The sequence below is a fragment of the Mesorhizobium sp. M2A.F.Ca.ET.037.01.1.1 genome, assembly GCF_003998075.1.
GTDB lineage: Bacteria > Pseudomonadota > Alphaproteobacteria > Rhizobiales > Rhizobiaceae > Mesorhizobium.
In genome coordinates this window covers 1-1,709 of sequence record NZ_RZSA01001225.1, presented here as the reverse complement: position 1 = coordinate 1,709, position 1,709 = coordinate 1, and the positions used below count along the sequence as shown (strand labels likewise).

Sequence of the window (1,709 nt, the reverse complement as noted above, 5' to 3'; positions counted from 1 at the left end):
GTGGGAAGCAAAGATCGCCGACGCCTTCAGCACCGCCTCGGCCTTCTCGGTGGCATCCTTCTTCACGCCCGAATCCTCGAAGACCGCCTCTACAACGAGGTCGCAGCCGGCAAGGTCGGCATAGTCCGCCGTCGGCGTGATCAGCGACAGGAGCTTGTCCTTGTCTTCCGGCTTGGCGCGGCCCTTCTTGACCTGATCGGCCATCAGGCTGTCGGAATGCGCCTTGCCCTTCTCGGCCGAAGCCAGGTCGCGGTCGAGCAGCACGACCGGAATGCCGGCCCGCGCGGTGACATAGGCGATGCCGGCGCCCATGAAGCCGGCGCCGAGAATGCCGATCTTCTTGAACTTGGTTTCCGGCACGCCGGCCGGGCGCCGCGCGCCCTTGTTCAGTTCCTGCAGCGACAGGAACAGCGAGCGGATCATCGCCGCCGCTTCCTTGGTCTGCATGATCTCGGTGAAATAGCGCTGCTCGATCCTGAGCGCGGTGTCGAACGGCACCAGCAGGCCTTCATAGACGCATTTCAGGATCGCGGCCGCCGCCGGATAGTTGCCATAGGTCTCGCGGCGCAGGATGGCGATAGCCGGCGGCCAGAGATTGGCGCCGGCCGCCGAATAGATCGGACCGCCCGGCAGCTTGAAGCCCTTCTCGTCCCAGGGCGCCACCGGCTTCAGGCCGTTCTTGATCATCGCCTTGGCGGTCTCGACGAGCTTCTTCGGCTCCGCGATCTCATGGATCAGCCCCATCTGCTTCGCCTTTTGCGGCGACAGGTTCTGCCCGGTGGTCAGCATCTGCAGCGCCTGCTGCTGGTCCGTCAGCCGCGGCACGCGCTGGGTGCCGCCGGCGCCCGGGAAAATGCCGATCTTCACTTCGGGAAGCGCCATCTTCACCTTGTCGGAATCGGCGGCGACGCGGCCGTGGCAGGCAAGCGACATCTCGAAGGCGCCGCCCATGCAGGTGCCGTTGATCGCCGACACCCAAGGCTTGCCGGAAGTCTCGATCTTGCGGAACAGGCCGGTCATATAGCCGGCATTCTCGAACAGCGCCTTGGTCGCCTTGTCGAGATCCTTCTCTTTTTCCGCGGCGAAGGTGGCCAGCATCTTCTGCAGCATGGTGATGTCGGCGCCGCCGGAGAATGTATCCTTGCCGGAGGTGATGACCGCGCCCTTGATGGCGGCATCGCCGACCACCTTATCAACGATGGCGTCCAGCTCGCGCATCACCTCTTCGGTGAAGACGTTCATCGAACGATCCGGCATGTCCCAGGTGATCAAGGCAATGCCGTCGGCATCCACGTCGAGGGTGAAATTGGTGTAGCTCATCTCTTCTCTCCCTCAGACGCGTTCGATGATGGTGGCGGTGCCCATGCCGGCGCCGATACAGAGCGTGACCAGCGCGGTGGTGAGGTCGCGGCGCTCCAGCTCGTCCAGCACCGTGCCCAGGATCATGGCGCCGGTGGCGCCGAGCGGATGGCCCATGGCGATCGCGCCGCCATTGACGTTGATCTGGTCATGCGGGATGTCGAAGGCCTGCATGTAGCGCAGCACGACGGAGGCGAAGGCCTCGTTGAGCTCGAACAGGTCGATGTCCGACTGCTTCATCTTGGCGCGCTTCAAGAGCTTCTCGGTGACGTCGACCGGACCGGTCAGCATCAGCACCGGCTCCGAGCCGATATTGGCGAAGGCGCGGATGCGCGCGCGCGGCTTCAGGC

The 1,709-nt window shown here is 64.5% G+C and carries 1 protein-coding gene and 1 pseudogene; both read right to left on the bottom strand.

The window, feature by feature from the left end:
* On the bottom strand, positions 1-1,320 hold a 1,320-nt coding region (locus EOA27_RS35360; RefSeq protein WP_189562272.1), incomplete at its 3' end, for an enoyl-CoA hydratase-related protein.
* Positions 1,321-1,332: 12 nt separating this feature from the next.
* A pseudogene (locus EOA27_RS35355) lies at positions 1,333-1,709 on the bottom strand (acetyl-CoA C-acyltransferase); the annotation flags it as partial.